This is a genomic window from Primorskyibacter flagellatus (assembly GCF_900176485.1).
In the GTDB taxonomy this organism is placed as follows: domain Bacteria; phylum Pseudomonadota; class Alphaproteobacteria; order Rhodobacterales; family Rhodobacteraceae; genus Primorskyibacter; species Primorskyibacter flagellatus.
On record NZ_FWYD01000049.1, the window covers coordinates 1 to 4945 of the forward strand.

The 4945-nt window shown below is 57.2% G+C and carries 4 protein-coding genes and 3 pseudogenes; 3 read left to right on the forward strand and 4 right to left on the reverse strand.

Going from position 1 to position 4945, the window contains the following annotated elements:
* A partial coding sequence (locus B8991_RS22110; protein WP_235866724.1) for a hypothetical protein occupies nt 1-234 on the reverse strand: 234 nt, incomplete at its 3' end.
* Between B8991_RS22110 and B8991_RS20725 the strand changes: the two genes are divergently transcribed.
* Nucleotides 157-873, forward strand: a complete 717-nt coding sequence (locus tag B8991_RS20725; RefSeq protein WP_235866723.1) for an IS110 family RNA-guided transposase — start codon at nt 157-159, stop codon at nt 871-873. The two genes, B8991_RS22110 and B8991_RS20725, sit on opposite strands and share 78 nt — an antisense overlap.
* Nucleotides 874-1450: 577 nt before the next feature.
* Nucleotides 1451-2545 carry an acyltransferase family protein gene (locus tag B8991_RS20735; protein ID WP_084355181.1) on the forward strand — a complete coding sequence of 365 codons (1095 nt, stop codon included), beginning with the start codon at nt 1451-1453 and terminating at the stop codon, nt 2543-2545.
* Between the two features lie 76 nt (nt 2546-2621).
* Here B8991_RS20735 and B8991_RS20740 read toward each other — a convergent pair.
* Together B8991_RS20740 and tnpC are read right to left on the reverse strand one after the other, a co-directional pair.
* Nucleotides 2622-3194, reverse strand: a pseudogene (locus B8991_RS20740) (transposase); the annotation flags it as partial.
* 30 nt (nt 3195-3224) lie between these two features.
* Nucleotides 3225-3851: pseudogene (gene tnpC, locus B8991_RS22435) on the reverse strand (IS66 family transposase); the annotation flags it as partial.
* 131 nt (nt 3852-3982) lie between these two features.
* Between tnpC and B8991_RS21340 the strand changes: the two are divergent.
* A pseudogene (locus B8991_RS21340) lies at nt 3983-4495 on the forward strand (transposase domain-containing protein); the annotation flags it as partial.
* On the opposite strand, the gene B8991_RS21345 reads toward B8991_RS21340, so the two are convergent.
* Complete coding sequence (locus B8991_RS21345) at nt 4469-4879, reverse strand: hypothetical protein (RefSeq protein ID WP_143514703.1); 411 nt, start codon at nt 4877-4879, stop codon at nt 4469-4471. The pseudogene B8991_RS21340 and the gene B8991_RS21345 sit on opposite strands and share 27 nt — an antisense overlap.
* Nucleotides 4880-4945 lie beyond the last annotated feature (66 nt).

A 4945-nucleotide genomic window follows, 5' to 3' on the forward strand; every position in this document is an offset into this window, starting at 1 on the left:
TCTGAAATAATGCGGAGGAACATGGGGCAAAAACGCTGACAAACAGCAGGTTTGCACAGAGTCCTCCGCATTATGGCCACCTGATGATAAGTCAAGCGTCAGAAAAATGATGCCGCAGATGCCGAGGCGATCGTTATCGCGGCCCGCCAGCCCGAGATGCGCTTCGTGGAGCCCAAGACGGTCGAGCAACAGTCCCGCGCGGCCGTGTTTCGCGGCCGGGAGCGACTGGTTCATGAGCGCACCGCGGATGTGAACGCCTTGCGGGCGCTGCTGTATGAGCATGGCCACGTGTTTCCCGTGGGAATACGCTACCTTGATCGAATGACGGCACTTGTGGAGGATGAGACCGCCGAATTGCCCGCATTGATCCGGGAGGAGTGCCAGGACCTGCTGGCGCAGATTGCAGAGAAAGCGGCGCGTATTGCCGAGCGCACCACGAAACTCAAGGCGCTGGCCTCCCAGTCGGACAGGGCGCGCCGGCTCCAGACCATGCCGGGTGTTGGACCGCTTACGGCCATCGCAGTGGAAGCGTTCGGACCTGACATGGCGCAGTTCAAGACCGGGCGTGACTTTGCGGCTTGGTTGGGTTTGGTGCCAAGGCAGCATTCCTCTGGAGGCAAGGAGCGCTTGGGTCGCATGACCAAGGCCGGTCAGGCCGATATCCGACGTCTCCTGATCATTGGCGCAATGTCACGGTTGAATTGGCTTGGGCAGCGGACCATTACGGAGGGCAGTTGGCTGTCACGCATGTTGGCGCGCAAGCCCAAGATGCTGGTCGCGATCGCGCTGGCCAACAAGATGGCCCGGCAGATCTGGGCGATGCTGACGAAGAACGAAAATTACAGAGATCCGGCGCTGGCAGTCGCTGCATGATGCTCATGTCGAACCGTTAGCGACGGTGCCAAGGGGGTGTGAGAAGACGACGACCTGAATGGGCAAAACGATCGAACAGATCCGGATTGGGAAAACCAGAACTACCGGCAGAGCAAAAAGCTCGCGCGCCAGATTTGGACCCGATCCGCTGATCACCATCCCGGCCCGCGGCTTCTGGAAGTGCCGCATAGCGAGGCCTGAAAGAAGTTCGCACTCGATCACACGCCCACAAGGTCAAAAGGTTCTTGCATCACGGGCGGCAACCAAAGAAGCCGGTAGTCGTTCAGTCCCGGCTCAGCCGCGAGAGCGAAACTTGTGCGTCCGTCATGATCACGGTCAGCCTTTTGTTTGGGAAAATATTCCCACAGCACCGACCGCGGCATTATGTGGAGGCGCAAGACAGGGGGCGGAACTGAGACGACGGTTGAGCAAGCGCTCATAACACGGGTTGGCGACCGAATGACAGTGGTTTTATCAAATGGCTTGAAAACTTCCCCTTCTTGATCTGCCTGAGGTTTGCGGGTATCGGGCGGGTGGCACGGAAGACAGGCTGCAGGTCACTAAGAAGGACAGCGTAATGTCTGAAGATAGAAGTCAGGACCAAATTGAACGATTTTATTGGATCGATGCATTGCGTGGCATTGCTGCTATCTCAATCGTAATATTTCACTATCACCATTTTTATCTTGCGGATGCCTTTGACAGATTATCTATTCCTCCAATTGAGGCGTTCCCATATGCAGATATTTTAGCACCTCTATATAACCCATTTGCGGCAAATGCAGTCGAACTTTTCTGGCTCATCTCCGGATTTGTATTTTCCCATGTATATCTGCCACGCCATGTGGACGCTTGGGTATTTGGCGTCGCCCGGTTCGCTCGTCTATACCCCCTACACTTCGCAACTCTGCTCTACGTTGCCGCGCTGCAGGCGATCAGCCTAAATTTTGTAGGGCATTGGCAGATATACGCAAACAATGACATCGAGCATTTTCTGCTGCAGCTACTCATGTCCTCAAACTGGATAACTTGGTCGCGGGGACTGAGTTTCAATGGTCCGATATGGTCGGTTTCGTTGGAAATTTTTGTTTACGGTCTTTTTTTTCTGTCTCTGTTCGTCATGCGGAGGACCCCCATCGTTGTATCATTGGTCCTGTGTGCCGCATCTTGGGGGTGGCTGGCGTTTGAATTGACCCGCCCACCTCTGATACGATTAGGTGTGTTTGAGTGCGCTGGCTATTTCTTTCTAGGAACCCTTCTCTATACGCTGCGCCCCGATAAAAATTTGCTGCGTTGTGCTGCACTCACAGCCATTGGTATGCTCGTATCGACGGCCGGTGCCATGGTGGATTTAGAACGGATGGTCATCGCGGGAGCTGCGGTCGCCGTGCTATCTCTGGCAGCTGGTTTAGACCGCGTTGCCCCTGCGTCCGGGGCCCGCCTGAGTGGGCTCGGCGATATCAGCTATAGCGTCTACCTCGTCCATGTGCCGCTGCAAATGACGGTGTTACTAGTAGCTGATCTCGCTTTCGGAGGAGCCCGCGGATTTTCTGACAGCCATCTCACGTTGCCAATTTACTTGACGACAACGGTTGCGGTCTCATTCATCGCATACAGGTGGTTTGAACGTCCCGTAGGCAAGGCTATCAAGGTAGGACTTCTCCACCGTTAATAGATCATGGCGGCTCTGTCGATGGCGTGGATACCCCATCCAACAGAGCTATGCCCGAAAGTTGGTGGCGGCGTGATCAGGCGGCGGTTTGAAGTTGCTTGATGCCGTCTTTGAATGCAATCCCTTGGATGATCTCGGGCATGCGGTTGGCTCCGTCGAGTTTGCGCCATTTGGTCTGCGCTGACATCATCAGCTTGAAGGCCATGGCGAGGCCGGTTTTTCTGCTGAGGCAGCCTTTGGTTTTGCCTGTGCGGTGCCGGACAGTGGCGAATGTGCTCTCAATCGGATTGGTGGTGCGGATGTGTTTCCAATGCTCGGCAGGGAAGTCATAAAATGCCAGCAACACGTCGCGGTCTTTGGTCAGCTTACCCACCGCCTTGTCGTATTTCACGCCATAGGTGCGACGAAGAAGTCAAAAGCAGCTTCAGCATCCACGCGCGTTTCGGCTTGCCAAATGTCATGTAGGTGACCTTTCGCTTTCGCCTGCACAGACTTCGGCATCGCATTCAGCACATTACCAGTTTTATGGAAACAGCACCGTTGTTCGCTGGTCGCGCCGATGAAAATCAAGCAGCAGTTCTCGCCAGCTTTGGGTGCTTTCGCGATAGCCGTCAGCAAGGCCGATGATCTCCTTGCGGCCCCATTCGTCCGTAAGCGGCGGCTGGAGGGCACCGGGCTTTCAGGTTGTCGGTTGAAAGTTCCAGGGGAGCAGGTCGTCGATGCGGTTTTTCGGATGGCCCTCGGCGATGGCTTCGAGTGTAGACTTCAGGTAGGCGAAAGGCTCCACGCCGTTGATCTTTGCGGTTTCGATCAGCGAGGCGATGCGGCGCCAGGCCCGGCCGCCCTCATCGTGACCCGCAAATAATGCATTTTTTCGATTGAGGGCAATCGGGCGAATGAGATTTTCGACGCTGTTGGAATCGATCTCGACGCGCCCGTCCGCCAGGAAGGTTTGCAGGCCGCCCCAGTGGCGGTGAATGTATGCCAGTTTTTCGCCGAGGCGTGACTTGGTCGAGATACGCAGGCGTTGAGCCTGAAGTCATTCCCCGAATGCAGCGACCAGAGGCGCGGTTCGGGCTTGGCGAGCAGACAGGCGTTGGCCGGGGGAAGTGCCACGGATGTCTTTCTCGATGGCATAGATTTCGGCGATCTGACGCAAGCCTTCGGCTGCGATCTCGGATCCGTCGCGGTCGAAGATTTCCTTGAGCTTGCGACGGGCGTGGGCCCAGCAATACGCCACGGTGATCGGCTCGCCTCCCTTGCGGGATGGTTTTGTCAGCCGGTTATAACCGGTGTAGCCGTCCGCTGCCCGGCAACGGTCCTCACAGACCAAGAGGGGAACGGTCCGACCCCCGCCACTGCCCGTCATAAATGACGTGCCGGGCAGTGGCTCCCTTTTGCCTCAGGAGCCACCAAAAGTCATAAGACAAGAGGGGCAAGGCACGGTTTGGCTCGAAATCCGAAAGCAGCGATCAACTTGCGCTGGATCTGGAAGAGGATCGGGCCATTGCGGCGGCTGCCGAAAACCTGGGCCCGGAACCAAGCCCGGTTGATGATACCCCGAACAAACGGCAGCACAACCGCACCCCTCTGCCCGACCATTTGGAGCGGCAAACAGAAATCCTGTCTCCGGGCGACACCTGCGCGGCCTGCGGCGGTGCGCTGCGACCGCTGGGAGAGGATGTGACAACGGAACTCGAATACATCCCGGGGCGCTTCGTCGTTCGCGAGATCGTGCGCCCGCGCGCGGCGTGTTCCGGCTGTGAGGTGCTTGCGCAAGCGCCTCTTCCGAGCCGCCCGATCCCCCGTGGCCGCGCGGGCCCCGGCCTGTTGGCGCACATCCTCGTTGGCAAATATTGTGATCATCTGCCGTTGTGTCGACAGTCCGAAATCTATGCCCGGGAAAAGGTCGATCTGCACCGATCAACACTGACCGACTATGTTGGGCGGATACTGCTTCGAACAGATGAAGGGCGCTTTCGAGGTCTTGCCTGCGGTTTTTGCCAGAAGGAAGCCACTGCCCGGCGTCTCCAGCATCTTGTTTTTCCGCAGCTCTGCCTTGCTCTGCCAATGCGTGACGCCGAAGGTGGACAGAGACTCGCTCACCACCGCCAGCGCAAGCCCCAGCCCCGCGATGACCCCGCCGCCCAGAATGACGAAGGACATATCGGCCGCGGCCGGGAAGTTGGCCCGCAGCCACCAGAAATTCTGAACGAAGAACAGATGGTCGACGCCCCGGTCAAACACCCAAGCCAGATAGACACCCACCATGAGGTAGGCCAGAGACAAGCCCACAAGAGAAAAGAGCATGTATCCCATAAACAGCCGTTTCATGACACCTTCCTCCTATTCGTGCACGTAGTCGTCTTCTTCACGTCCCCGGAACCGGTCTTCGACAAC

Bases quoted from the DNA above. Each gene is read 5' to 3' on its own strand.
- B8991_RS20725 (WP_235866723.1), top strand. From the start codon at position 157: ATGCGCTTCGTGGAGCCCAAGACGGTCGAGCAACAGTCCCGCGCGGCC.
- B8991_RS20735 (WP_084355181.1), top strand. From the start codon at position 1,451: ATGTCTGAAGATAGAAGTCAGGACCAAATTGAACGATTTTATTGGATC.
- B8991_RS21345 (WP_143514703.1), bottom strand. From the start codon at position 4,879: ATGAAACGGCTGTTTATGGGATACATGCTCTTTTCTCTTGTGGGCTTG.